The organism is Pseudomonas sp. GW456-12-10-14-LB2 (assembly GCF_002884345.1).
GTDB classification, from domain to species: Bacteria; Pseudomonadota; Gammaproteobacteria; order Pseudomonadales; family Pseudomonadaceae; genus Aquipseudomonas; species Aquipseudomonas paraglycinae.
The window spans coordinates 15,957-41,590 of sequence record NZ_POHV01000013.1 but is presented as its reverse complement, the minus strand read 5'-3'; the positions used below and the strand labels follow the sequence as shown (position 1 = coordinate 41,590).

At 60.9% G+C, this 25,634-nt stretch carries 25 protein-coding genes; 16 read left to right on the top strand and 9 right to left on the bottom strand.

Annotated elements, in window-relative coordinates; all coding sequences use genetic code 11:
- Positions 1 to 119 precede the first annotated feature (119 nt).
- Positions 120 to 749, bottom strand: coding sequence for an L-threonylcarbamoyladenylate synthase (locus C1X29_RS11045; protein ID WP_102686021.1), 630 nt, complete (start codon positions 747 to 749; stop codon positions 120 to 122).
- A 13-nt stretch (positions 750 to 762) separates the two neighbouring features.
- Positions 763 to 1,626, bottom strand: a complete 864-nt coding sequence (locus C1X29_RS11040) for a PHP domain-containing protein (protein WP_085747145.1) — start codon at positions 1,624 to 1,626, stop codon at positions 763 to 765.
- A gap of 87 nt (positions 1,627 to 1,713) precedes the next feature.
- On the opposite strand from C1X29_RS11040, the gene C1X29_RS11035 reads away from it, so the two are divergent.
- From C1X29_RS11035 to C1X29_RS11010, 6 genes are all read left to right on the top strand, one after another.
- On the top strand, positions 1,714 to 2,310 hold the full coding sequence (locus C1X29_RS11035; protein WP_007958367.1) for a septation protein A: 597 nt from the start codon (positions 1,714 to 1,716) through the stop codon (positions 2,308 to 2,310).
- Between the two features lies 1 nt (position 2,311).
- Positions 2,312 to 2,611: a YciI family protein gene (locus C1X29_RS11030; protein WP_011333002.1), complete on the top strand. Its 300-nt coding sequence runs from the start codon at positions 2,312 to 2,314 to the stop codon at positions 2,609 to 2,611.
- Between the two features lie 120 nt (positions 2,612 to 2,731).
- Entirely contained in the window at positions 2,732 to 3,142 is a 411-nt protein-coding gene (locus tag C1X29_RS11025) for a translation initiation factor 2 (protein ID WP_085747147.1), read from the top strand.
- Positions 3,143 to 3,149: 7 nt separating this feature from the next.
- Positions 3,150 to 3,827, top strand: coding sequence for a response regulator transcription factor (locus C1X29_RS11020; RefSeq protein ID WP_007958370.1), 678 nt, complete (start codon positions 3,150 to 3,152; stop codon positions 3,825 to 3,827).
- A 136-nt stretch (positions 3,828 to 3,963) separates the two neighbouring features.
- Positions 3,964 to 4,413 (top strand): Spy/CpxP family protein refolding chaperone, encoded by a 450-nt coding sequence (locus C1X29_RS11015; RefSeq protein WP_007958371.1) that lies wholly within the window; start codon positions 3,964 to 3,966, stop codon positions 4,411 to 4,413.
- A gap of 67 nt (positions 4,414 to 4,480) precedes the next feature.
- Entirely contained in the window at positions 4,481 to 5,821 is a 1,341-nt protein-coding gene (locus tag C1X29_RS11010; protein WP_102717450.1) for a HAMP domain-containing sensor histidine kinase, read from the top strand.
- Positions 5,822 to 6,119: 298 nt separating this feature from the next.
- Here the strand turns inward: C1X29_RS11010 and C1X29_RS11005 are convergent, their stop codons facing one another.
- On the bottom strand, positions 6,120 to 6,686 hold the full coding sequence (locus C1X29_RS11005; protein ID WP_102717449.1) for a nitroreductase family protein: 567 nt from the start codon (positions 6,684 to 6,686) through the stop codon (positions 6,120 to 6,122).
- Positions 6,687 to 6,807: 121 nt separating this feature from the next.
- On the opposite strand from C1X29_RS11005, the gene C1X29_RS11000 reads away from it, so the two are divergent.
- Positions 6,808 to 8,262 (top strand): TrkH family potassium uptake protein, encoded by a 1,455-nt coding sequence (locus C1X29_RS11000; protein ID WP_085699555.1) that lies wholly within the window; start codon positions 6,808 to 6,810, stop codon positions 8,260 to 8,262.
- On the opposite strand, the gene C1X29_RS10995 is transcribed toward C1X29_RS11000, so the two are convergent.
- A complete protein-coding gene (locus C1X29_RS10995) occupies positions 8,219 to 9,280 on the bottom strand; it encodes an AraC family transcriptional regulator (protein WP_207252641.1) in 1,062 nt (353 codons plus the stop codon). The genes C1X29_RS11000 and C1X29_RS10995 overlap by 44 nt on opposite strands.
- A 167-nt stretch (positions 9,281 to 9,447) precedes the next feature.
- On the opposite strand from C1X29_RS10995, the gene C1X29_RS10990 reads away from it, so the two are divergent.
- The gene (locus tag C1X29_RS10990) at positions 9,448 to 9,759 is read left to right on the top strand and encodes a DUF962 domain-containing protein (protein WP_085747153.1); all 312 of its coding nucleotides are present in this window, start codon (positions 9,448 to 9,450) and stop codon (positions 9,757 to 9,759) included.
- 23 nt (positions 9,760 to 9,782) lie between these two features.
- Positions 9,783 to 10,373 carry an HD domain-containing protein gene (locus tag C1X29_RS10985; RefSeq protein WP_085605701.1) on the top strand — a complete coding sequence of 197 codons (591 nt, stop codon included), beginning with the start codon at positions 9,783 to 9,785 and terminating at the stop codon, positions 10,371 to 10,373.
- A gap of 14 nt (positions 10,374 to 10,387) precedes the next feature.
- Here the strand turns inward: C1X29_RS10985 and C1X29_RS10980 are convergent, their stop codons facing one another.
- Positions 10,388 to 11,203 (bottom strand): UDP-2,3-diacylglucosamine diphosphatase, encoded by an 816-nt coding sequence (locus tag C1X29_RS10980; RefSeq protein WP_007958385.1) that lies wholly within the window; start codon positions 11,201 to 11,203, stop codon positions 10,388 to 10,390.
- Between the two features lie 132 nt (positions 11,204 to 11,335).
- Between C1X29_RS10980 and C1X29_RS10975 the strand changes: the two genes are divergently transcribed.
- A complete protein-coding gene (locus C1X29_RS10975) occupies positions 11,336 to 12,100 on the top strand; it encodes an AraC family transcriptional regulator (RefSeq protein WP_085747154.1) in 765 nt (254 codons plus the stop codon).
- 72 nt (positions 12,101 to 12,172) lie between these two features.
- Positions 12,173 to 13,066 (top strand): DMT family transporter, encoded by an 894-nt coding sequence (locus tag C1X29_RS10970; RefSeq protein WP_085747155.1) that lies wholly within the window; start codon positions 12,173 to 12,175, stop codon positions 13,064 to 13,066.
- Here the strand turns inward: C1X29_RS10970 and C1X29_RS10965 are convergent.
- Positions 13,060 to 13,347 (bottom strand): SelT/SelW/SelH family protein, encoded by a 288-nt coding sequence (locus C1X29_RS10965; RefSeq protein ID WP_085747156.1) that lies wholly within the window; start codon positions 13,345 to 13,347, stop codon positions 13,060 to 13,062. The genes C1X29_RS10970 and C1X29_RS10965 overlap by 7 nt on opposite strands.
- 71 nt (positions 13,348 to 13,418) lie before the next feature.
- Here C1X29_RS10965 and C1X29_RS10960 point away from each other — a divergent pair, with 71 nt between their 5' ends.
- Positions 13,419 to 15,608, top strand: coding sequence for a patatin-like phospholipase family protein (locus C1X29_RS10960; protein ID WP_085747157.1), 2,190 nt, complete (start codon positions 13,419 to 13,421; stop codon positions 15,606 to 15,608).
- A gap of 6 nt (positions 15,609 to 15,614) precedes the next feature.
- Here the strand turns inward: C1X29_RS10960 and C1X29_RS10955 are convergent, their stop codons facing one another.
- From C1X29_RS10955 to recQ, 3 genes are all read right to left on the bottom strand, one after another.
- Positions 15,615 to 17,402: a FimV/HubP family polar landmark protein gene (locus C1X29_RS10955; RefSeq protein WP_102717448.1), complete on the bottom strand. Its 1,788-nt coding sequence runs from the start codon at positions 17,400 to 17,402 to the stop codon at positions 15,615 to 15,617.
- Between the two features lie 127 nt (positions 17,403 to 17,529).
- Positions 17,530 to 17,964, bottom strand: a complete 435-nt coding sequence (locus C1X29_RS10950; protein ID WP_007958397.1) for a MarR family transcriptional regulator — start codon at positions 17,962 to 17,964, stop codon at positions 17,530 to 17,532.
- A gap of 302 nt (positions 17,965 to 18,266) precedes the next feature.
- Positions 18,267 to 20,396, bottom strand: coding sequence for a DNA helicase RecQ (recQ, locus tag C1X29_RS10945; protein WP_007958398.1), 2,130 nt, complete (start codon positions 20,394 to 20,396; stop codon positions 18,267 to 18,269).
- A 276-nt stretch (positions 20,397 to 20,672) separates the two neighbouring features.
- Between recQ and C1X29_RS10940 the strand changes: the two genes are divergently transcribed.
- From C1X29_RS10940 to C1X29_RS10925, 4 genes are all read left to right on the top strand, one after another.
- A complete protein-coding gene (locus C1X29_RS10940; RefSeq protein ID WP_007958400.1) occupies positions 20,673 to 21,260 on the top strand; it encodes a YecA family protein in 588 nt (195 codons plus the stop codon).
- 10 nt (positions 21,261 to 21,270) lie between these two features.
- Positions 21,271 to 21,666, top strand: coding sequence for a YbaN family protein (locus tag C1X29_RS10935; RefSeq protein WP_085747160.1), 396 nt, complete (start codon positions 21,271 to 21,273; stop codon positions 21,664 to 21,666).
- Between the two features lie 148 nt (positions 21,667 to 21,814).
- The gene (locus C1X29_RS10930) at positions 21,815 to 24,808 is read left to right on the top strand and encodes a hypothetical protein (RefSeq protein ID WP_102717447.1); all 2,994 of its coding nucleotides are present in this window, start codon (positions 21,815 to 21,817) and stop codon (positions 24,806 to 24,808) included.
- Positions 24,809 to 25,254: 446 nt separating this feature from the next.
- Positions 25,255 to 25,632: a DUF6124 family protein gene (locus C1X29_RS10925; protein ID WP_102717446.1), complete on the top strand. Its 378-nt coding sequence runs from the start codon at positions 25,255 to 25,257 to the stop codon at positions 25,630 to 25,632.
- Positions 25,633 to 25,634 lie beyond the last annotated feature (2 nt).

Genomic DNA, 25,634 nt, shown 5'->3' with positions numbered 1-25,634 from the left:
GCGTCGGGCGGGATGTACAGGTCCAGCGGCATTTCCGTGACGGCCTGGCCATAGACCATGGCAAACGGCAGTTCCTGCTGGGCACCGGCCTGGGGATCAACGGTTTCCACTGCGGACATTCAGGCCTCGACCATGAATGGGGCAGGATCGCCGCAACCGACGCGGATCACTTCCGGATCATCGCCCGTGAGGTCGATCACGGTGGAGGCCTTGATACCGCCGGAACCGCCGTCGATGATCAGGTCGACCTGATGCTCGAGCAACTGGCGCATTTCGTACGGATCGCTCAACGGGTCTTCATCGCCCGGCATGATCAGGGTCACGCTCATCAACGGCTCTCCCAGTTCGGCCAGCAGCGCCAGCGCGATCGGATGGCTCGGCACCCGCAGACCGATGGTGCGTTTCTTCGGATGCAGCAGCAGGCGCGGCACTTCGCGGGTGGCGTTGAGGATGAAGGTGTACGGCCCTGGCAAGTGGGCTTTGAGGATTCGAAACGTCCCGGTGTCGATCTTGGCGTAATTGCCCAGTTGCGAAAGGTCGCTGCAGATCAGTGCGAAGTTGTGCTTTTCGTCAAGCTGACGCAGGCGTCGAACGCGCTCGATGCCGTTCTTGTCGCCGATCTGGCAGCCGATTGCGTAGGAGGAGTCCGTGGGATAGACCACCACTCCGCCCTTGCGGATGATCTCGACCGCCTGTTTGATCAGGCGCGCTTGCGGGTTTTCCGGATGAATCTGGAAAAATTGACTCACATTCTCTACCTGTTCAGACGGCGGCAATAACTGTGTCATGTTTGAACCGACACCACAGGGGTGGAAGGTCCTCCGGCACCGGCCGGTACTGGCCGATCTCGGACCAGCCACCAGGGCCATGGAAATCACTGCCGGCGCTGACCAGCAGACCGAACTCACGGGCAAGGATTGCCAGGCTGCCCACCTGTTCCGCAGGCTGATGACCGTTGACCACTTCGATCGCATGCCCGCCTGCTTGAATATAGTCGGCAATCAGCTTTCGGCGCTTGCTGCGGGTGAAATCGTAGTGCCACGGATGCGCCAGGCTGACCCAGGCGCCGGCGGCTCGCAGCGTGCCGACGGTGTCTTCGAGGGTCGGCCAATGCTGCTTGACGTCCCCAAGCTTGCCGGCGCCGAGCCATTTGCGAAACGCCTCGGCGCGATCCTTTACAAAACCTTCACGCACCATCCAGTCGGCGAAATGCGGGCGGGCCGGCGCGTTACCGCTGTCGCCCAGTTCCTGCTGGATCTGCCGCGCGCCGTCGAGCGCATTCGGCATGCCCTTGAGGGCGAGCTTGCGGCTTATTTCCTCAGACCGCAGCCAGCGGCCGTCGTGCAACTGGGCAATCGCCTCGACCAGCGGCGCGGCGTTGACGTCGAAACCGTAGCCGAGTACGTGAATGGTCGCCCCGCCCCAGGTGCAGGACAACTCGACGCCGTTGACCAGTTGCATGCCCAGCGCCTCGGCGGCCGTGCGCGCTTCGGCGAGGCCTTCTAGGGTGTCGTGATCGGTCAGGGCCAGGACTCGCACGCCGTTCTCGAACGCACGCGCAACCAGTGCCGCAGGCGCCAGGGCGCCGTCGGAGGCCGTGCTGTGGCAGTGCAAATCAACATTCACGGGGATGTGTAACCTCAAATCAGCTGGCGCTATCGCGCGCCCATATGTTTGTTATTATGCCGCCACATCCAGCTTCTGGCTCTCACTGTGAAACAATTCATCGATTTCATCCCGCTTCTGCTGTTCTTCATCGTCTACAAACTCGATCCACGCACCGTCGACGTTGCCGGCCATGAACTGACGGTAGGCGGCATTTACAGTGCAACCGCCGTGCTGATCATCAGCTCCCTGGTGGTGTACGGCGCGATCTTCATCAAGCAGCGCAAGCTGGAGAAGAGCCAGTGGCTGACGCTGGTCGCCTGCCTCGTGTTCGGCAGCCTGACCCTGGCCTTTCACAGCGAAACCTTCCTGAAATGGAAAGCCCCGGTGGTCAACTGGCTGTTCGCCCTGGCCTTCATCGGCAGCCATTTCATCGGTGACCGCCTGCTGATCAAGCGCATCATGGGCCACGCGTTGACCCTGCCGGATCCGGTCTGGACCCGTTTGAACATCGCCTGGATCGGTTTCTTCCTGTTCTGCGGTGCCGCCAACCTGTTCGTCGCCTTCACCTTCCAGGACTACTGGGTGGACTTCAAGGTGTTCGGCAGCCTGGGCTTGACCGTGCTGTTCCTGGTCGCTCAAGGCATCTACCTGTCCCGTCACCTGCACGACGCCGATACCACAACGCCAAAAACCGAGGACTGACATGCTCTACGCCATCATTGCCACCGACGTCGCCAACTCCCTGGAAGCCCGCCTCGCTGCGCGCCCGGCACACCTTGAACGCCTGCAAGTGCTCAAGGGCGAAGGCCGCATCGTGCTGGCCGGCCCGCACCCGGCGGTCGACAGCAATGATCCGGGCGCAGCAGGTTTCAGCGGCAGCCTGATCGTTGCCGAATTCGATTCCCTGAGCGCGGCGCAAGCCTGGGCCGATGCCGACCCGTACATCGCCGCCGGCGTTTACGCCAACGTGATCGTCAAGCCGTTCAAGCAAGTCCTGCCGTAACCTCCCCCGCTGATCCCCCCACGCGATGAACCTTGTCGGTTCATCGCGTTCTCAATCGCTCATTATTCTCGTTTGCCGGCCGACAACCTGCCCAATATCCATTTGGAAACAGGAGTCGCGATGCGCAAGGGTCCGTTGTGTCTGATGTTGGTCACGTTGTCGATCGTGGCGCCCGCCCATGGTGAAGAAAGCACCGAAGGCGGCAGCTCCACACCGCTTTCGTTGAGCGCCGGCAGCCAGATCACCGAGTTGCAGCAGCGCCTGAAGGCCAGCGAGCAGCAACGGGAAGAACTGAGCAAACAACTGCAAAATGCCGACAACACCCGCGAAAGCGCCCAGCTCGCCCGGCTGCGCCAAGAGAACCAGCGTCTGAAGCTGCAACTCAAGGAAGCCCAGGCCAGCCCGCTGCCGCGCCTGCTGACCGAACAGCAGCAATGGTTCGTCACCGGGGCCGGGGTAGCGCTATTGGCGCTGCTCTGCGGTATCTTTGCCAGTGGAGCAAGCCGAAAACGTCGGCAATGGCTAAATTGAGTGAGTCATGAGCGAGCTGTTACTGATTGATGATGACCAGGAGTTGTGCGAACTCCTGAGTAGCTGGCTGAGCCAGGAAGGCTTTCAGGTCCGGGCCTGCCACGATGGTCAGAGCGCCCGCAAGGCGCTGGCCGAAACCGCGCCGGCGGCCGTGGTGCTGGACGTGATGCTGCCCGACGGCAGCGGTCTGGAACTGCTCAAGCAATTGCGCAGCGATCACGCCGACCTGCCGGTGTTGATGCTCTCGGCCCGGGGCGAGCCGCTGGACCGGATCCTCGGCCTGGAACTGGGCGCCGACGATTACCTGGCCAAACCCTGCGATCCGCGCGAACTGACCGCCCGCCTGCGCGCCGTGCTGCGCCGCAGTCATCCGGCCGCAGTGTCGACCCAGCTCGAGCTGGGCGACCTGAGCTTCAGCCCGGTGCGCGGCGTGGTCAGCATCGACGAAAAGGAATTCACCCTCACCGTCTCCGAAAGTCGCCTGCTCGAAGCCCTGCTCAAGCAACCGGGCGAGCCGCTGGACAAACAGGAACTGGCGCAGATCGCCCTCGGTCGCAAGCTGACCCTGTACGACCGCAGCCTCGACATGCACGTCAGCAACCTGCGCAAAAAGATCGGCCCGCACCCCGACGGTCGCCCGCGCATCGTTGCCCTGCGCAGCCGTGGCTACTACTACAGCCTCTGATCGTCTGTAAGTTTTGTCAGGTCGGCGCGAAAACGTGTTTACCCAAGCTTTACACAGCGCTGACCGCCGCTGACCTTGATCTCCGTAATCTGTACTCATCCGGAACGTACCGGGAACGAGACAAAGGAGATTCACCATGCGCAAGACTCTTATCGCTCTGATGTTTGCCGCTGCCCTGCCGACCGTCGCCATGGCCATGCCACAGGATGGCGGCCCGATGGGTGGCCCGCTGGACGGCCCGCGCCATGGCGGTCAGATGCACGGCATGCACGGCAAAGGCCCGTACAGCCAGCTGGACCTGTCCCGCGAACAGCGCGAGCAGATCCGCAAGATCATGGGCGAGCAGATGCACGAGCGTAAGCAGACGGTCGAAAAATACCTGGAGAAACTCTCGCCAGCCGACCAGAAAGCCATGAAGGACGAGATGGCGGCCAACCACAAGAAAGCCGAGTCCGATGTCCGCGCCGTGTTGAAACCGGATCAACAGAAGAAATTCGACGAGATCCAGAAGAAACAGGCCGAGCGTCGCGCCGAATGGGCCGAGTTCAAAGCCTGGAAAGCGCAACAGCCGCAAAAGGCGCAATAATGTTCTAGCGTCACGCCCCGACCCAACGGCTCACCGCCGTTGGGTTTTCTTTGTGTGAGGATTTTCTGTGCGTTCATTGTTCTGGCGTATCCTCGCCAGCTTCTGGCTGGCCATCGCTCTGGTTGCAGGGCTTTCCATTCTGCTGGGGCACATGCTCAACCAGGACGCGTGGATCCTCAGCCGCCATCCGGGCCTCAACACTCTGGCCGCCGAATGGACGCAGACTTACGAAGCCCAGGGCGAAAACGCCGCCCAGGACATCCTCGAACAGCGCAAGCGCCAGTACCACATCGACGTGCAAGTGCTGAACGAAACCGGCGACCCGGTGGTGCGCGGCACCTTCCCCCGGCGCGCGGCCGCCTTCGAGGCGCGGCAGAACAACGATGACCGTCGCCTGCCATGGCGCCGTCTGACCGACGAATTCACCAGCGACAAAAGCGGCGACACCTACCTCTTCATCTACCGCATCCCGCACCCCGAACTCGACGCCTGGCACCGCGAAAGCCTGCTCTGGCCGTTGAGTGCGCTGGGCATTGCGTTGGTGGTGCTGACCCTGTTCAGCCTGCTGGTGACGTTTTCCATCACTCGCCCGCTCAGTCGCCTGCGCGGTGCAGTGCATGACCTCGGCCAGACCACCTATCAACAGAACAGCCTGGCGCAACTGGCCAACCGCCGCGATGAATTCGGCGTGCTGGCCAACGACTTCAACCGTATGGGCGCACGCCTGCAAAGTCTGATCGGCAGTCAGCGTCAGTTGCTGCGCGACGTGTCCCACGAATTGCGCTCGCCGCTCGCACGCCTGCGCATCGCCCTGGCACTGGCCGAACGGGCCAGCCCGGAAGAACGGGAAAAACTCTGGCCGCGCCTGACCCGCGAATGTGATCGCCTGGAAGCGCTGATCAGTGAAATTCTGGTGCTGGCGCGGGTCGATGCCGACAACGCCAGCGCCGAAGACGTGGATCTGAATGCCTTGCTCGCCACCCTGCAAAAGGACGCGCAACTTGGCTCGCCAGAGCAGACCGTGCGTCTGGAGGCCGAGCCGGCACTCAATCTGACAGGCTGGCCGACCATGATCGAGCGCGCCGTGGACAACCTGCTGCGCAATGCCCAGCGCTTCAACCCGGTGGGGCAGTCGATTGAAATGCGGGCCTCACGTCAGGGCGAACGGATCGTGGTCAGCGTGCGTGACCATGGGCCGGGGGTGCAGGCCGAGCATCTAAGCCAGTTGGGCGAACCGTTTTACCGTGCGCCGGGGCAGACCGCTGCGGGTCATGGCCTGGGGCTGGCGATTGCCCGGCGGGCGGCGGAGCGGCATGGCGGGACACTGGTGCTGGCCAATCACCCGCAGGGCGGGTTTGTGGCCAGTCTTGAGTTACCGCTGGAGCCTGGGATTGTGGTGCAACCCTGAAAAGCCCCCTCATCGGAACGCCGCCCGCCCAGCCCTCTCCCGGAGGGAGAGGGAGCCGACCGAGGTGTCTTGCGTCATACATCAACCTGAAAAATCGAGTCGATTATGGATCTGCCAAAGCCCCTGAACCGCGTCAATTCCGGATTCGGCCGAAGCACCTGAACCGCGTCAATTCCGGATTCGGCCTAGTTCTTTCAGGTCGGTGAACCTCTGAAGCATCCCCCAATCAGTCCCCTCTCCCCCCGGGAGAGGGTTAGGGTGAGGGCGCTTTTAAAGCTTTTAAAGCTTTTAAAGCCCTTTAAGCCTTACCCGGCCAGGCACTGACAAACTCCGCCAGATCAACCTTCTCGGCCACCCGCGGTTCTTTCTGCGGCGTGCCGAGGTAAAGGAAGGCAATCACCTCTTCGTCATCCGTCAGGCCCAAACCCTTGGCGACATGTTTCGAATAAGCCAGATCACCCGTGCGCCACACCGCGCCAATCCCCTGCGCGTAAGCGGCCAGCAGAATCCCGTGCGCCGCACAGCCCGCCGCCAGCAACTGCTCGGCCTTCGGGTATTTGACGTGATCCTGCAATTTGGCGATGACCACGACCACCAGCGGCGCCCGCAGCGGGCCGTTGCGGGCCTTGTCGATCATCGCTTCGGTGACTTCGCCTTCCTGCATTTTTGCAGCTTCGGCCAGCAACTCGCCCATCTGCTCACGCGCCGTGCCTTCGACGGTCAGGAAGCGATACGGCTGCAAATGGCCGTGATCCGGTGCGCGGGTCGCGGCGGCGAACAGCACTTCGCGCTGTTCGGCGGTGGGGGCCGGATCGATCAGTCGTGGAACGGAAACACGGTTGAGCAAAGCGTCGAGAGCCTGCATCGGCCACCTCCTGAAAAAAATGTCCGGCTATTCTAGCTGCAAGTGATCCAGACGCGTCGGTTTACATGCCTTGCACCGCAGGTAGAATGGCGCCCTTCCCACATCAGCCCGAGCGGACTTCATGGCGTTGCCGACCTTACGGATCATTGGTTTCATCATCGGCATCTTCCTGATCACCCTGGCCATCGCCATGGTCGTGCCCATGGCCACCCTGGTGATTTTCGAGCGCACCGGCGATCTGCCGTCGTTCCTCTGGGCGAGCATGATCACCTTCGTCGCCGGCCTCGCGCTGGTGATTCCCGGTCGTCCGGAGCACATCCACCTGCGCCCCCGGGACATGTACCTGCTGACCGTCAGCAGCTGGCTGGTGGTGTGCATTTTCGCCGCACTGCCGTTTTTGCTGACCCAGCACATCAGTTACACCGACTCGTTCTTCGAAAGCATGTCCGGCATCACGGCCACCGGCTCGACCGTGCTCAACCATCTGGACGACATGTCCCCCGGCATCCTGATGTGGCGCTCGCTGCTGCACTGGATCGGCGGTATCGGCTTTATCGGCATGGCGGTGGCGATCCTGCCGCTGCTGCGCATCGGTGGCATGCGCCTGTTCCAGACCGAATCCTCGGACCGCTCGGAAAAGGTCATGCCCCGCTCGCACATGGTGGCGCGGCTGATCGTGGCGGCCTACGTCGGCATCACGATTCTCGGCAGCCTGGCGTTCTGGTGGGCCGGGATGAGCCCGTTCGATGCGATCAACCACGCGATGTCGGCGATTTCCACCGGCGGGTTCTCGACCTCCGACCAGTCCCTGGCCAAGTGGACGCAACCGGCGGTGCACTGGGTCGCGGTGGTGGTGATGATTCTCGGCAGCCTGCCGTTCACCCTGTACGTGGCGACACTGCGCGGCAACCGCCGGGCGCTGATCAAGGATCAACAGGTTCAGGGTTTGCTCGGCATGTTGCTGGTGACCTGGCTGGTGCTCGGCACCTGGTACTGGTGGACCACCAACCTGCATTGGCTGGACGCGTTGCGTCATGTGGCGCTGAACGTGACATCAGTAGTAACGACGACGGGATTTGCACTGGGGGACTACAGCCTTTGGGGCAACTTCTCGCTGATGCTGTTCTTCTATCTGGGCTTCGTCGGCGGCTGCTCCGGCTCGACGGCGGGCGGGATCAAGATCTTCCGTTTCCAGGTCGCCTACATCCTGCTCAAGGCCAACCTTAACCAGCTGATTCACCCTCGCGCGGTGATCAAGCAGAAGTACAACGGTCATCGCCTCGACGAAGAGATCGTCCGGTCGATTCTGACGTTCTCGTTCTTCTTCGCGATCACCATTTGCGTGATCGCCCTGCTGCTGTCGCTGTTGGGCGTGGACTGGATGACGGCGTTGACCGGTGCCGCCAGCACCGTCTCCGGCGTCGGCCCGGGCCTGGGCGAGACCATCGGCCCGGCCGGCAACTTCGCCAGCCTGCCGGATGCGGCCAAATGGATTCTGTCGTTCGGCATGCTGCTCGGCCGACTGGAGATCATTACGGTGTTTGTACTGTGTATTCCGGCGTTCTGGCGTCACTGATCGCCTTCGGCGCTTCCAGCAACCGCGCCCGGTAATCGCCGGGCGTGGTGTCGAACCAGCGGCGGAAGGCGCGGAAGAAATTGCTCGGGTCGGCAAAGCCCAGCAGATAGGCAATCTCCAGCAAGGTCATGCTCGGCTGGGCCAGATATTGCTCGGCGAGTTCGCGGCGAGTGTCGTCGAGCAACTGCTGAAAACTGGTGCCCTCCTCCTGCAAGCGTCGTTGCAAGGTGCGCTGGGACAAGTGAAGGGTCTGCGCAACCGTGTCGCGCTTCGGTTCGCCCTGCGGCAGCAGGCGGCACAGCACCTGGCGCGCCTTGTGGGTCACGCGGCTTTCGGAAAACCGCGCCAGATATTCCCCGGCAAACCGGTCATGCAGCAGCGCCATCGCCTCGTTGGCGGTGGGCAGTGGCGCTTCCATGTCGGCCCGCTCGAAGATCAGCGCGTCATACGGCGCGTTGAACACCAGCGGTGCATGAAAGGCTCGTTTATAGGGTTCAAGATCATCCGGCTGGTCGCCCTGCACCAGCACTTTGCGCGGGTGCAGCGTGCGTCCGGTCAGCCAGCCGCACAACGCGAGCGCGCAGGCCAGCGAGGCTTCGGCACTTTGCCGGGTCGGCGGCAGATGATCGCCGTGTACCGTCAGAATCAGCGCATAACCTTCGTCGAGCAGGCGAAAACTCAGGTCGGCACTTTCGGCGATGATCCGCTGATAACGCACCAGTCGCTGAAAACCTTCCGCCAGCGTATTGCTGGACATCAGCGCATAGCCCGCTACATGAAACGAAGCCGGCCGCACCACCTTGCCCATATTCAGGCCGATCGCCGGATTGCCGGACAGCTCGACCGCCCGTTGCCAGAGTCGGGTCATGGAATCCTGCGGGAAGCGTGCGTCCGGGTCCTCCAGCGCCGCGTAGTCGAGCCCCAGCTGTCTGAACAAAACCCGGCAATCCAGGCCGTCCATTTCCAGTGCTTTGACAATCCCCATCGCCCAGCTTGCAGAAGTCGTTCGTTCGCTCATGGCGTTTTTTCTTGGATGACATGGTGAGCCGCATACTACGGCCGATTTCCCAAGGATAGTAAAGTGGCGCCGATTGTCACTGGCCGACGCCATTGATCACTCTAGACTCAAATAAGCTACCCGCCGAACAACTTGCAATCAGAACAATAACCACAGAGATCGCAGTCGTGGAAACCATCAAGCATTTCAACAGCTTCGCCGAGTTCTATCCGTATTACCTCAGCGAGCACGGCAACAGCACCTGCCGTCGCCTGCATTTCATCGGCACGACGCTGGTGATCTTCATTCTCGCCCTGACCATCGCCAAGGGCGCCTGGCTGCTTTTACTTGCGTTGCCGCTGGCGGGCTACAGCTTTGCCTGGGTCGGTCATTTCTTTTTCGAGAAAAACCGCCCGGCCACCTTCCAGCACCCGTTCTACAGCCTGCTCGGCGACTTCGTCATGTACCGCGACATGATCCTGGGCCGCGTGCCGTTCTAGAAATTCCGACAAGAGGACTGCCGATGAATGCCACTGCCCGTTTCACCCACATGAAGGACGGCACACAGGACGACTGGGCGATCATTGCGGCGGATTTCAGCGCCTACGCCCGTCAGTTGCCGGGCCGGATCATGGCCCACCTGAAACTGCTCGAAGGCGATTTCGGCGGTTTCCCGGTGGATCGCCTGACCCACTCGCTGCAAACCGCCACCCGCGCCTTTCGCGACGGCCGCGACGAGGAATACGTGGTCTGCGCCCTGCTCCACGACATCGGCGACACCCTCGGTTCCTACAATCACCCGGACATCGCCGCCGCCATCCTCAAGCCGTTCGTCAGCGCCGAGAACCTGTGGATGGTGGAAAAGCACGGGATCTTCCAGGGCTACTACTTCTTCCATCACCTGGGCATGGATCGGCACCTGCGCGAGCAATTCAGCGACCACCCGCAGTTTCTGGCGACCGCGGAGTTCTGCGCCAAATATGACGCGGCAGCGTTCGACCCCGAGTACGACACCCTGCCGCTGAGCTTCTTCGAGCCGATGATGGAAAGGCTGTTCGCCCAGCCGAAGAACTCGATCTACAAAGCGGCGATGGAAGAGCACAGCCCGGCCTGAGTTGACTTGAAAACTCAGGCCAGCTCGGCCACCTTCGCCGCTTTCAATTCCGCTTCCCGCGCCTGCGCATCGGCCAGGCGATACAGCTCGATCGTGCCGTCCCAGTGCTCGATCAGCGCCGTGCATGACTCCACCCAGTCGCCGCAGTTGAGGTAATCCACCTCGCCGACCTTGCGGATCTCGGCGTGGTGGATGTGCCCGCAGACCACACCGTGCAACTCGCGCTTCACGCATTCATGGGCGATGGCTTCTTCGAAGTCGCTGATGAAGCTGACCGCCGTCTTCACCTTGTGCTTGAGATAGGCCGACAGCGACCAGTAGCCATAACCGTATTTCGCCCGCCAGTGATTGAGCCAGCGGTTGAGGGTCAGGGTGAACTCGTAGGCTGAATCGCCAAGGAACGCGAGCCAGCGGTGATAGCGGGTGATCACGTCGAACTGGTCACCGTGAATCACCAGCAGATGCCGGCCATCGGCGGTGACGTGCACCGCCTCGTCGACCAGCTGGATATTGCCCAGAATCAGTTTTGAATAGCGGCGCAGGAATTCGTCATGGTTACCGGTGACGTAGATCACCTCGGTGCCGCGCTTGCTCATGGTCAGCAAACGGCGGATCACGTTGGTGTGCGCCTGCGGCCAGTACATGCCGCCGCGCAGTTTCCAGCCGTCGATGATGTCGCCGACCAGGTAGATCTTGTCGGCGTGATAGCCCTTGAGAAATTGCGACAGATGCTCGGCCTGGCAATCCCGCGTGCCCAGGTGCACGTCGGAGATCCACAGGGTGCGAACCCGTTGTTTACGGCTGGGTCTGGCGAGCTCGGCGCTGGTCATGGGCAACCCTCTGCGATGTTTTCGCCACTCTGCGCGCGCCCGGTTAATCGACCATGACAGGTATGCGTCAGTCGTGTGACAAACGCGTCGCCCCTGCGCCGGTGTAGACTGGCGGCTCGCCCGGAGACCGCCATGCAACCGATCCTGACCCTGCGCCATTACAGCCACGACCTGATCGCCCACAGCCACGACCACGCGCAACTGGTGTTCGGCCTGTCCGGCGCGCTGGATTTCGAAGTCGAAGGGCGTGGCAGCCAGGTATTGCAGCAGAGCTTCGTGGTGATCCCCGCCGGCGCGCATCACGCGTGCGGCAGTCCCAAGGGCAGCCGCTGTCTGGTGCTGGATGTGCCCGACGAGCAATGGCTGACGCGCTCGTTGGGTAATCACGCCGATGCCAGCCGCCGTCTGCTGGATAACGCCGCGCGGTTGTCGCTGGATGCCGGGCAAGGTCAATTGGTCAGCTGGCTGGCGAACAGTCCGGTTGACGATCCGCTGATTGCGCAACAGGGCGCGGTGTTGCTGCTGGCGAGCCTGAACCACGTGCCACCCGCCGAAATCGTCGCGCGCCGCCTGCCCTACGCGGCACTCGACGCGCACATCGAGCAGTACGCGGCCTATCCGCTGCAAGTCGCGGATCTGGCGCGTGTCGCCGGATTGTCCAGCGCCCGGCTGCATGCGCGGTTCGTCGCCGAATGCGGGCAGACACCGATGGACTACATTCGCAGTCGCCGTCTGCACAAAGCTGTAGCGCTGTTGCGCAACACCACGCTGCCTGTCGGTGAAGTGGCCAGCCGTGTCGGCTACAACTCGCAAAGTGCGTTCTCGGCCGCCGTCCTGCGTGAGTTCGGCACCTCTCCTACACAATTGCGACGCGAGGCTGACGACAAAAGTCGATAGCCTGCCGACAGACTTTTCGGCCGTTACACGTTTCAATGTGTGCCTGTAATGGTGTTTGGAAAAAGGACTGCAATGACTCCCCGTACCGCCCTCGGCGCCTTGCATATCGGCGCACTGATGTTCGGCCTGACCGGTGTTTTCGGCAAACTCGCGGCCGCAACGCCCGCCGTCATCGTGTTCGGACGCGCCGCGTTTGCCGTGCTGGCCCTGGCGTTTTTCGCCCGCTTCGCCCAACAGGGCGGCTGGCAGAAACTGCAGGCCGTGGACTGGCGGCGACTGGCCCTGAGCGGCGTGCTGCTGGCCGGGCACTGGGTGAGTTTCTTCATTGCGGTCAAGGTTGCGGGTGTCGCCATTGCGACCCTGGGTTTCGCCAGTTTCCCGGCCTTCACGGTGATCCTCGAAGGGCTGATCTTTCGCGAACGCATCCGCGCCAACGAAATCGTGCTGGTGGTGCTGGTCAGTGTCGGGCTGGTGCTGGTGACCCCGGCGTTCGATCTGGCCAGCGGCGCGACCACCGGCCTGCTCTGGGCGATCCTGTCCGGCCTGCTGTTTTCCCTGTTGTCCCTGACCAACCGCGCCAGCTCCGGGCGTATCCCGGCGGTGCAGGCGGCGTTGTGTCAGAACGTGGTGGTGGCACTGTGCCTGCTGCCGGTGGCGGCGCCGCAACTGAGCGAAGTGCGCGCCATCGACTGGTTGTGGATCGGTCTGCTCGGGGTGTTCTGCACCGGCGTCGCCCACAGTTTGTTCGTTGCCAGCCTCGCGGTAATCAAGGCGCGCACCGCCGCGGTGGTGTTCGCCATGGAGCCGGTGTACGGGATTACCGTGGCCTGGCTGCTGTTCGATGAAGATCCGACCCTGCGCATGTTGATCGGCGGCGCGCTGATCATTGTTGCGATCGTGGTGTCGAGCCGGATGTCAGGCAGCAACGACAAGAAAACCGTCGCGGCCGAGGCAGCCTCTCACTGAGTACGGTCGTTGTGGCCGAGGTCGCGGTCAGGGTCGATCTGGTCGCGCACCCGCTGCTTGAGCACCTTGGCCTCCGGGAAACCGCCGTCGGCCTTGCGTTCCCAGATCTGCACGTCGTTGCAGGTGATGTGGAATATCCCGCCGGTGCCCGGCACCAGTGACACTTTGCCGAGGTCGTCGCCGAAGGTGCTGAGCAGCTCTTGCGCCAGCCATGCGGCGCGCAACATCCACTGGCATTGCGTGCAATAGGTGATGACGATTTCCGGTTTTGTGACGGTCATGATTGCTGAAACTCCTGAGCCAGAGGGCGCCGCTATAATAGCCGGCTTTACCGCTCGCCCCGAGACTCACGATGCGTCGCCTTCTGATCTGCCTGCTGCTTGGTTTCCTACCGCTGTTCGTTCATGCCAGTGAGGCAACGCGCCCCAAAGTCGGCCTCGTTTTGTCCGGTGGTGCGGCTCGAGGGCTGGCGCACATCGGTGTGCTCAAGGCTCTGGAAGAACAAGGCATCAAGATCGATGCGATTGCTGGCACCAGCATGGGCGCGGTGGTCGGCGGGCTGTACGCCTCGGGCTACAAGATTGACGAACTGGAAAAACTCGCCCTGACCATCGACTGGCAGCAGGCATTGTCCGACGCCCCGCCCCGCAAAGACGTACCGTTCCGGCGCAAGCAGGACGACCGCGATTTTCTGGTGAAACAGAAGCTGAGCTTTCGCGACGACGGCAGCCTCGGCCTGCCCTTGGGCGTGATCCAGGGCCAGAACCTCGCGCTGCTGCTGGAAAGCCTGCTGGCCCACACCAGCGACACCCGGGATTTCGACAAGCTGCCGATCCCGTTCCGCGCCGTGACCACCGACATCGCCAACGGCGAAAAAGTGGTGTTCCGCAAGGGCCACCTACCGCAAGTGATCCGCGCCAGCATGTCGATCCCGGCGGTGTTCGCCCCGGTCGAACTCGACGGCCGATTGCTGGTGGATGGCGGCATGACCGACAACATCCCCCTCGATGTGGCCCGTGAAATGGGCGTCGACGTGGCCATCGTGGTCGACATCGGCACCCCGCTGCGCAACCGCAAGCAACTGCTGACCGTGGTCGATGTGCTGAACCAGTCGATCACCCTGATGACCCGGCGCAACTCCGAAGAGCAACTGGCGACCCTGCATCCCGATGACGTGCTGATCCAGCCGCCGCTGGCCAGTTTCGGCGCCACCGACTTCGGTCGCGGCCAGGAAATGATCGACGCCGGCTACCGCGCGACCCAGGCCCTGAACGTGCGCCTCGCACGCCTCAAACCCCTGCAGTCGCAAGACGCCGAACTCAACGCCGCCCGCGCGCCGGGCCAGCGCACGCCTATCATCACCGCGATCAAGGTCGAGAACGACTCGAAAGTCGGCGATGACGTGATCCGCTACTACATCCGCCAGCACATCGGCGAACCGCTGGATCTGGGTCGCCTGCAAACCGACATGGGCACCCTGTACGGCCTCGATTACTTCGAGCAGGTGCAATACCGCGTGGTGCACAAAGGCGCGGATCACACGCTGGTGATCAGCGCGCGCGGCAAACGCACCGGCACCGATTATCTGCGGGTCGGCCTCAGCCTGTCAGACGACATGCGTGGCGACAGCGCCTTCAACCTCGGTGCCAGTTACCGCGTGAACGGCATCAACCGACTGGGTGCGGAATGGCTGACCCGGGCGCAGATCGGCGATAAACAAGAGCTGTACAGCGAGTTCTATCAGCCGCTGGACGTCGGCTCTCGCTACTTCCTGGCGCCTTATGCTTCGTTTGCCGCACAGAACGTCGACTCGGTTCTGGACAACGATCCGATCGCCCAGTATCGCGTCGAGCGCTACGGCTTCGGCCTCAACTTTGGCCGGCAGATCGGCAACAGCGGCGAAGTGCGCTTCGGGGTTGGCGAGGCCTGGGGCAAGGCTGATGTGCGGATCGGCGATCAGGACCTGCCAAGCGAAAACTTCAACGAAGGGTTCTATGCACTGAAGTATTCCTTCGACTCGCTGGACAACGTCTACTACCCCCACGAAGGCGAAGACATCGGCCTGACGCTGGTGCAGTTCGAACCGAGCCTGGGCTCCGACACGCGCTACCGGCAGTGGGAGTTCAAACTGGACAAGGCCATGAGCAGTGGCCCGGATACGCTGATTCTCGGCGGTCGTTATGGTCGCACGCTGGACGATGCCAACGTGGTGACCTCCAGTTTCCTGCTCGGCGGCGCCCGGCAATTGTCCGGTTTCCGCGAAGACGCGATCTCCGGGCAGAACGTCAGTCTGATGCGTGCGGTGTATTACCGCCGCCTCACCCCGCGTTCGTACCTGCCGCTGGACTTCCCGCTGTACGCCGGCGCCTCGCTGGAACGCGGCCGGGCCTGGAACAACGACAATGTATTTGACAGCGGCTATATCAACGCCGCCAGTGTGTTCATCGGCTTCGATACGCCGCTGGGGCCGCTGAACTTCAGCTATGGACTGAACGATGCGGATGAACAGGCGGTGTACCTGAACCTCGGCCAGACCTTCTGACAACGGTCAGCGAATCCCCGCCAACAACGTGCGCGCCGTTTGCCTGAGGGGTTCGTCGGCTTCCTTGAGCAGTTCGTTGAGCAAGGCAATGGCGCTGTCGATATCGCCGTCGTCGATGCAGGTCTGGGCCTGTTCGAGTTTGCCGGCGTTGGCGGTGTCCGAGGGTTCGGGGTCCAGCTCCGGGGCATGCAGCTCCAGTGGCTCCAGTGAGAGCGTCGTGCCGGGATCGCCAAACTCGTTGAGAAAGTCCTCGTCCAGCGGCTGCGTTTCCGGTTCGACGATCCATTCGAGCTCGGCGGTTTCGGCGTCGTCGGGCAGGGTTTCCGGCAACTCGAAATCCTGTGGCAGTACCTGCAGATCGGAACCCAGCGTTGATGGCGCCTGTTCAGGTGCGGCAGCAGTCGGGCGAGTTTCCTCAAGATCCCAACTGGAAGCCATCGAGAGCTGATCCAGGTTCAGTTCGAAATTGTCTTCGGCTAACGGCTCCTCAGGCGTGGTGGGTTCGATCGGCAGCGCGGCGATCACCGGGGCCGCCGCAACCAGAGGTGCCGCGCTGACCAGTTTCGGGTAGCGGGCGCGAATCTCCTGCAAGCGCTGATCCTCGACCCCGAGCTGGCGCAGACGGCTTTCCTGCTCGTCATAGGCCGGCGTGTCACCCTGCCGCCCCAGCACTTCAAGCAACTGCACGCCAAGGTCGATGCGCTCCGGTTCCCGCTGCAACGCATCACGCAACAAACCGGCAGCCTCGCCCATGCGTCCGTAGGCCAGATAAATGCCGACCGCTTCCAGCACATCGCCATTGGCGTGTTCCTCACGATGTTCGACCGCACTGTGAACGGAACTCGGCTGCATCGGTTCGGCGTCGTCGACCGGGGGGTCGTTTCGTACCGGCAGGAACGGTGTCGGCGCCTCAGCCACTTGCGCTTGCTGGCGGTGCCGACGCACATACAGCCCTGCCACCAGCAATCCCAGTACCAGCAGCAGTCCGCCGAGCAGCGGCCAGTTGAGTGAATCCTCCTGAGACTCGACCGAGGCAATGACCGGCGCAGGCGCAGGTGCCACGGGTGCGACAGGTGCCGGCGGCGCTTGTTGCACTTCAATCAGTCGGGCCTGCAAATCACCGAGCTGTTTCTTGCCGTCAGCGATCAGCACTTCCTGGGCCTGAAGCTTCACGTTCAATTCATCGATGGTTTTTTGCAGTTGCTGATTCTGCACAAGGCTCGCCGCCAGTTGCTCGGCCTGCGCGTCGGCGACCGGTGTCGGTGGCTGAACAGGCGCAGCAGGTTTGGCCGGCGTGGTTGCAGACGGAGTCTCGGGGGTCGGGAATTCCGACGATTGCGCACGCGCAGTTGGCTCATCGGTGGCCGGGACAATCCCCGGCGAGCCCGGCGGGTCGATCAGCACGGTGTATTCGCGCAGCAGGTGGCCATTGGGCTGATCGAGCTGCACCAGGAAATTCAGAAAGGGTTCGTTGACCGGTTTGCTGGACGTCACCCGGATCATGTTGCGATTGCCACGCAGGATCGGGGTGAACTTGAGGTCATTGAGAAAGAACACGCGCTCGATGCCGGCGCGGCCAAACTCGTCCGCCGAGGCCAGACGAACCGCCAGTTCGCTTTCGCTGACGCCCCCGACATCTACCAGGGCGATGTCAGCCTTGAGCGGCTGATTGAGGGCTGAATGCACGGTGATGTCACCGAGCCCCAGCGCCAATGACGCGGTGGACCAGGTGAGAACACCGGCCACCAACAGCGAGTTGGCGCAACGCAATACCACGTGCCGACTTCCGAGCATGAGCATCCCTTAAATAAGCAAAACCGACTTCTATGCGTTCGCACATCCGGTACGAACACGATATTGCCCAGTAGTTCTTATAGTCCGCCCAGCGCGATCTCTCAAAAAAACGGCACGCGGTTATGCCTCAAGACTTTTCCAGATTGGCCAGAATGTGCCCGTGAACCCGCATGCAGACCTTCAGATCCGCCTCGTCGACGCCTTCAAACAATTCCTTGCGCAGTTGTGTAGCGATGGTTTCGATCTGTTCGATCAGCGGCAGCGCCGGTGAGCACAGCACGATTTTTTTCGCCCGGCGGTCTTCCATCACGGACTGGCGTTGCACCAGGCCCTGGCTTTCCAGGCTGTCGAGCAGACGGGCCAGGGTCGGCCCTTCGACGCCGACGCTTTGCGCCAGCTCCCGCTGGGTCGGCGCCTCTTCGAAACGCGCCAGATGCAGCAGCACCAGCCATCGTGCCTGGGACAAGCCCAGACCGGCCAGCCGGCGATCCAGTTCGGCACGCCAGCCACGAGACATCTGGGCCAATTGCATGCCAAAACGGTGTTGATCGGTTAACGGCATAAAACACTCATGATTAGACTGAACAAATAGAGAAAAACTAATTATTAGTCAGCTAAGCATGACATTTGCCTATAGGCAAGAGGGGACTTGTACTGAATCGTTACATCTGAAAAGCCCCTCACCCTAACCCTCTCCCGGAGGGAGAGGGAACCGATTGGGGAATATTCAGGAAATACGCCGACCTGAATGCTCTATGTTGAATCCACAATCGACCCGGTATTTCAGGTCGACGTATAGCGCAAGACAACTCGGTCGGCCCCCTCTCCTGGGGGAGAGGGCTGGGGTGAGGGGAAAGGGTCGAGTTACATCTCGAATTCAGATTGCAGCGCAGCCCGCACGCAATAAAGCACGCCTTCCGGTACGCGACCGGCAAACAGCTCGGCCACTTCGGCGACCGACGGCAACTCGCCTTCGCCGTCGAGGAACGCATCCTGGACTTCCCCCATCAGGTCTTCCGGCAAATCCAGCGCCTGTTCCAGCGACAGCTGCTGCTTGCCGATGGCTTCGGCGAGCATGGTGTAGACGTTCTTTTCCGAGCACTGCAATTGGCCGGATATCTGCAACGGCGTCATACCGGCGCGGGCCAGGGTGATCAGTTCGTGACGCACGTCGGCCACCACTTTCGGCGCCTCGGCCTCGCCGCCGAGCACTTCGAGGAAGGCCTCGCCGTAACGCTCCAGCTTGCGCGCGCCGACGCCGCTGACCCGGGCCATGTCCGCCAGCGAGGTCGGCTGGCTGCGGAGCATTTCCAGCAGGGTCGAGTCGGGGAAGATGACATACGGCGGCACGCCGTGTTCTTCCGCCAGTTTGCGCCGCAGGGCACGCAATGCTTCCCACTGTTCGCGCTCTTCGCCGCGCACCAGTTGACTGGCCGGGCTCTTGCTGCCGCTCTTGGCGCTGACTTGCGGCTTGAGGTCGCGGCGCAGCTCCAGGCTCACTTCGCCCTTGAGCAGCGGCCGGCAAGTGTCGCTCAGGCGCAGCCCGCCATAACCTTCGTGATCGACATCGGCCAGACCGCGGGCAACCAACTGACGGAACAGCGAGCGCCATTCGCTCTCGCTCAGCGCCTTGCCGACGCCGTACACCGACAGGTGCTGATGGCCGAAGCTGCGAACCTTTTCATTGTCCTTGCCCAGCAGCACGTCCACCAGATGGCCGACGCCATAACGCTGGCCGGTGCGATAGATCGCCGACAGCGCCTGGCGCGCAGGCTCGGTGGCGTCCCAGGTCTGCACGCCGTCGGTGCAGTTGTCGCAGTGCCCGCAAGGCTCGGGCATGTCTTCGTCGAAGTACGCCAGCAGCGCCTGACGGCGGCAGCGGGTTTCTTCGCAGAGCGAGAGCATCGCGTCGAGCTTGTGCTGCTCCAGACGCTTGTGGCGCTCGTCGCCTTCGGAGTTCTGCAGCATCTGCTTGAGCATCACCACGTCTTGCAGACCGTAGGCCATCCACGCGTCCGCCGGCAGACCGTCACGACCGCCGCGTCCGGTTTCCTGGTAATACGCCTCAAGGGATTTCGGCAGGTCGAGGTGAGCGACGAAGCGCACGTTGGGTTTGTCGATGCCCATGCCGAACGCCACGGTGGCGACCATGATCAGGCCTTCCTCGTTGAGGAAGCGCTTCTGGTGATAGGCGCGCAGATCGTTGGGCAGACCGGCGTGATACGGCAGCGCCGGGAAGCCCTGCTCGGTGAGAAACGCGGCCACCTCTTCCACCTTCTTGCGCGACAGGCAGTAAACGATGCCGGCATCGCTGCGCCGCTCGGCGAGGAACGCCAGCAACTGCTTGCGCGGCTGCTCCTTGGGCACGATGCGGTAGAAGATGTTCGGCCGGTCGAAGCTCGACAGGAAACGCTCGGCATTCTGCAAATGCAGGCGAGTGACGATTTCTTCGCGGGTGCGCTTGTCGGCGGTGGCGGTCAGGGCGATGCGCGGCACGTCGGGGAACATTTCCGCCAACTGCCCCAGTTGCAGGTATTCCGGGCGGAAGTCATGGCCCCATTGCGATACGCAGTGCGCTTCGTCGATGGCGAACAGCGCGATGTTCAAGCCTTGCAGGAACGACAGCATGCGCGGCTGCACCAGACGCTCCGGCGCCAGATAGAGCATTTTCACTTCGCCGCGCTTGATCCGGTTGGCGAGGTCGCGCTGTTGTTCAGCGCTTAATGTGGAGTTCAACGCGGCGGCTGCCACGCCCAGCTCTTCGAGGGTGGCGACCTGATCGTCCATCAGCGCGATCAGCGGCGACACCACCACCGCCAGGCCATCGCGCAGCAGCGCCGGCACCTGGAAGCACAGGGACTTGCCGCCGCCGGTCGGCATCAGGACAAGGGCATCACCGCCACTGGCCACGCGCTCAATGATTGCACCCTGACGGCCACGGAAACTGTCGTAGCCGAAGATGTCCTTGAGGACGCGTTGAGCCTGTTCGAGCATAGAAACTCCAAAAATCCACCGAAACATCCCTGCACAGGCTGGTTCAAGACAGCCGAGGCTGCTTTAAACAAAACGTAAGCGCGCATTGCATCGCGCCCACAAAATCAGCCGCGACACCGGCAGGGATCGCAAAGCGCGGCAGTATACCCGAGCCCTCCCCGGCAAAGGGCACCGCCGATAAGAAGCTTGTGCAGGCAAATCTGCCGTGCGGCTGGCTTGAGGGCTCAAGAAGGCCTAGAATTCCCGCATTGTTTATTCCCCCAAGGTAGCCCTTTAATGTCCTTCGCCGAGCAACTAACCCGCCTGCAAGTCTTCCTCGACGCCGACGAGCTGCATGAAGAGGCGCTGGACTACGTGGCCGCTCACGGTTACCTGACGGCGCTGTCGATCTGCGCCGACGTGGTTCCGGATCGTGAATGGATCGACGCCCTGTTCGCCGAAGAGCCGCATTACAGCAGCGAAGCCCAGCGCGAAGAGATCGAAGCCACGCTGATCGGCCTGAAAGCCCACATCGCCCGCCAACTGGCCTCCGATGAAGAATTCGAGCTGCCATGCGAACTGGACCTGGGCGACGACCCGGACGATTCCGAACTGCGCGGCTGGTGCATCGGCTTCATGGAAGGCGTGTTCCTGCGCGAAGCGGCCTGGTTCGAAACCGCCGAAGAAGAAGTCAGCGAAATGCTCCTGCCGATCATGGTCGGTTCGGGCCTGTTCGACGAACAGCCTGAGTTCGAAGACATCGCCAAGGATGCCAACCTGATGGACGACATGATCGTGCAGATCCCGGAAGCCCTGACCGCGCTGTACCTGCTGTGCCAGGCGCCCGACGAAAAGCCGGCGATCCTCAAGCCACGTCACCACTAAGAGCCGGCCTATGGACAACCCCATAGGCAACCGCCCTCTGATGTTGCGCTACATCCTGCTGGCCATCGGCTGGCTGAGCGTGGCATTGGGGGTGATCGGGATTTTCCTGCCAGTTCTCCCCACTACCCCCTTCCTGCTGCTGGCAGCCGCCTGCTTCGCCCGCAGCTCTCCGCGTTTCTATCAATGGCTGGTCGAGCATCCCCGGCTCGGGCCATGGATCCGCGACTACCTCGACGGCAACGGCATTCCGCTCAAGGGCAAGGTCTACGCGATCGGGCTGATGTGGGCGAGCATTCTGTTCTCGTGCTACCTGGTGCCGCTGCCGTGGGCGCGGGGGTTCATGTTGACGAGTGCGGTGTTGGTGACGGTTTATATCTTGCGGCAGAAGACGTTGCGCAAGTTCTGAGGCGCCATACCCGAACAACCGCTCGTCGAAAACCCTCATTCCCCTGTCAGATCTGACAGTAGGCAGTTAAACGTGTCAGCGCTCTAATCCTTCGTCAACGGTGCCGGCATTCAAACATTCGGGCCCCCCCTTGCGAAGGTGCGCACTCATGAACAGTCCCGTCAATACGCCCGATCCTGATTCCCCCGTGCAGGAGGTTGTATTTCCACCTGATACCGGCGGCATACGTGTTAATGCAATAGATCCCCCCTTGGTCATCGGCCACAAGCTTCAGAATGATGGCGCACAAGGTATCAATATAAGCATGGTGAAAAGTGATTACAGAGGCCTGTTGGCTTACATGCTGCCCTATCTGAACATGGCCAGTGGCGACAGCGGTAAGTTTCATATTGGGAATGAAATTGTCACAACTATCGATGTCAAAGACGAGCATTTCGATGACAAAGGAAACGCGAAACCCATCGCGTTCTACATCCCGATTGATAATATGTATTCCAACTTCCCCCCTCTCGAACCCAAGAACGAAAAATGCTGGTTTCACATTTTCAGACTGAGTGGCAATGAAGAGGAGTCGCCCAAAGCCGATCTCTGTTTTCTGAACCCCGAACCGGGCGAACAGGACACGGACCACGCCGAACCACACAATCAGGGCCTGGGGCTGGTTGAATGTTCAGAAACAATAATCGACAAGACGGTGGTTGAAGAAGGGCTGACGCTGACCGCGCCCAAGTATTACAACTCAAACAAAGGTGACCTTGTGACCGTCACGCTCGGTCCCTTGCGCTGGGAGATTGTCATCACCACACCCGGTGGCACTACCGACATTGACGTACCCCCTGAAGAACTCGCAACCATCCCTGCGACCGACAAGCTACACGCACGCTGGATGGTGCGCGACCGGGTTCACAACTTCAGCGGGTGGTCGGGTGCGCTCAGCATTATCTTCAAGCCTTTAGAGAAACTGGTGCCGGCTCCAATCATTGAATTGGCCGATGAAAAAGACGTAGTCCATCACGATCAACTGAACGGTAGTTTCCTGACGATTCTTGTCACCGGGATATTTGCAATCGGTAACATCATCAATTTATCAATCAAGGGTTTTACAAAGACAGGCGAAGCCGTCAGCCATACCTATAGTCGGAAAGTCGAACGTACCAGCAGGACCGAAGTTTTCGAGATGGAAAACTACCGAGTTAAGAACTTGATCGGTGGCAACTTCGAGGCCGGCTACGAATTGATAAAGGGGGGCGTCACCCAACATTCGAAGCCAGCCTTTGCCACTGTTTCTGGCGTCGCCCAGCCTTTGGGTGAACCGACCGCGACACCGCAGAAAGAAGACGTCATTCCCGTGGACGCTGCTTTGGTGAAAGTACGCTGTGCCGATTATTGGCCTCTTGTAGAAGGCGCAAGAGCCGAGCTCAGCTGGCAGACCGAGGATAAGGAAGGTGTCCCGACACTGTTTGTATTCCGGCAAACGATCAAATATCCGACACGTGAGATCGTCTTTGACGTAGCGCCAAAATACTTTGCCCAGTTCCCCGACTCCAAACTGTTACTGCAATGCTCAATTACCAACCCGGGCAAGCCGACGGTTGTTTCCGATCTGAGTGAATTGAAAATTGGTCTTTACAAAGACGCCGCTCTCACGCCGCCAAAACTGTTGGAATCCCAGCCGCTGAATCCACTCGGAGCCGAGGCTACTGTGGAAGCCGAATTCCCCGGCGCAACGGCAGAACATCGGGCGAGACTGGTACAAACAGATGCACCAGCAAACTCGCCAGATCTCGGAATCAAGCCCTTCGACAAAGACAAACGTGCCACCTGGAAACTGGATCGTAACTTCCTGATCAGAAACCACGGCACGACATTCGAGATGCACTGGAACCTACGGTTCAAAGGGGAACGGGTCGCTTCATCGCAAACCACGGAAATCTCGGTGGCCCCCATCCCGGACTACAGCAAAGACTTTCCCACTCCGACGATCGACGGAGTACAAGGGATTGTAGAGGTGAAGAAACTGACGGCAGCCAACTTGCTGCGAGTGGCACCTTGGCCGGGACAGGCACCGGGACAAGCCAGGTTTCTAAGGTTTGAAGGCACCCATAAAAACGGCACGAAAATGAGCTATCAAGCGCTCAACGGAGAGGTGACCGGAACCGAACAGGGCTCGATAACGGCATTGATACTCGTCTGGTTTTGTGATCTGAAAGACGAAACCGACCTGGACATTTTTTTCTCGGTCATTCTCGGTCTGGGTCAAAAGCCCCTGCTGTTTCCGATGCAAAGGTACAAGGTCGAATCGCTGGTCGAACTGCAACCGGTCATCACAGCAGTACAAGCCCCTCAAGGGGAAGTTCCTCAGAACACCGAAACGATATCCACGGCCCTGACCATTCACTGTCGTGGTAGCGTCAATGAGCAAATTGAAATCCTGGTCAACGGTTCACCGCAGAAAGTCGTCACTACCGATAGCGCTGGCAACGCTCCCGGTGCTTCAGTGACGGTGAGCAACTATGACGCCTACAACCCGATTGTTGCCCGAGCGAAATATGGCAACAACCTTTCCTCCCCGACACGCAATGTTATCCTTCGCCGACCTCTGCAAATCGATACGACGCGCCGACTTCTAGACGGATATCGGGTCTATACCGGTTGGCCGGAAACTGGTGCCAGATGGCCGCGTAACTGGCTACAACTAATCCCGCAATATGGTGTGGGCCAGCGTACCTTCAGTTCAAGCAATCCCTCTGTTGTTTCCGTTGACGCCAATGGCGTTGTAATCGGCCTTCGCTGCGGGGCTGCCTACATTTATGTTCAGGACAAATTCACCACCCATGCGATCTATGTGGACTCAATCAATATTTACAGATTGGATATTTATGCTGCACCTATGACGCATTATGAAGCCGTGAACTGGATGAATAGTGTTCCAGGTTCGATTCCCTTGACACTTACCTGGCCCTCCTTCTACGTGGTTTATGGGTATAACTGGCCACTGTCAGCAGGATGGGTTACGTGGATGTGCGATACCACGGCGTGCCCCGCAGGCACCGTCGGATATTATGTACATGGAGGTGGCGGACATGTATGTACCACTGACGTGAATGCTCGTTATTGGCCATGGTGTCTGAGACGGTATTGAGCGAGGAAAAGAGAAAAGGGAGTGCATAGTTCCCTCCAAGCCCGCGCCTCCGGTAATCCGGGAGCGAGGGTTTGTCGTCTTCGCGCCTTAGCAAAACCTTGTTGAAGAGTGTTTAAGGTTATGTCCGCAAAGCCACGCCACCTTGCGCCTTTGCCTACGCATCCGCCAGAATCCGCCGGCTTGTGCGCCTTGGGGGTGGGTTCTATTGTTTGGCGGTCGCTGAAAAACAGCGATCGGGTTTAGCGATCCGGCTCCAGACAGACGCAACAACACCCAATCCCGATTGCAGTCTCTTCTCTGCACTTGGCGTAATGGTGGCTGTGCGTGGGAGACCTTCGGGTCTACCCGGGGTTTCTGTGACCCGGATCGCTAACCTGCGTACAGCCGCCACCTTTACTTGTTTAGCGATGAGTCGTGGCGGCTAAATCCAATCACGGAGATTCGCCATGATCAAACCAACGCCAAACCCTCCTGAAGCCGACCCGACTTCCCCCTACGAAACCCTCGATTCCAAGAAATTCCACGAAGCCGCCGAGCGCGCCCTCGATCACTATCTCAATCCCCTCCTCTCCCGAAAACCGCTACTCAAACCCAATACCCGCTACCTCATCGCCCCCGGCATCGACAGCGAAGAGCTGCTGGCCGACGCCTGCGAAACCCTGACTTCGGCTAAGGTCATGGCCAATGACTTTGCCGGGTTGGCGGATGGGTCGCATCGGCATGTGTTGTTGGGGATTGCGCAGTTGATCATGCTGGGTGAGCTGGCGGTGAATCGGGTACTGGATAATCTGGAGTTGAAGGCTGAGGCGCCCGCTGTAGCTTGACC